This window comes from Aeromonas sp. sif2433 (genome assembly GCF_019218705.1).
Classification (GTDB): Bacteria; Pseudomonadota; Gammaproteobacteria; order Enterobacterales; family Aeromonadaceae; genus Aeromonas; species Aeromonas encheleia.
The window spans coordinates 1-219 of the sequence record NZ_JAHUXD010000066.1 but is presented as its reverse complement, the minus strand read 5'-3'; the positions used below and the strand labels follow the sequence as shown (position 1 = coordinate 219).

Below are 219 nucleotides of genomic sequence, written 5' to 3'. Positions count from 1 at the left end.
AGACGTCGTAGCTCAGGTTGGAGCCCGCCGTCAGCGCCTGGGTCGCCGCCTTGCTGTTGTCCAGCACATAGGTCCAGGCGCCGGTGGTCGGATTTTGGGTGAAGGTACCGTAGCTGCCCAGTGCAGCTACCGCAGCACTGTTGTCATGCCCGCTCGCACTCCAGCCCACAAAGACCGCCGGGGTGTCGGCACCCACGGTGTCGTTGCCCAGCACGTTGC

1 protein-coding gene is annotated in these 219 nt (G+C 65.3%); it reads right to left on the bottom strand.

From position 1 onward, the window contains the following. Positions 1-219 (bottom strand): VCBS domain-containing protein (locus KW825_RS20430; protein WP_218330258.1); only part of this gene is annotated, 219 nt, incomplete at both ends.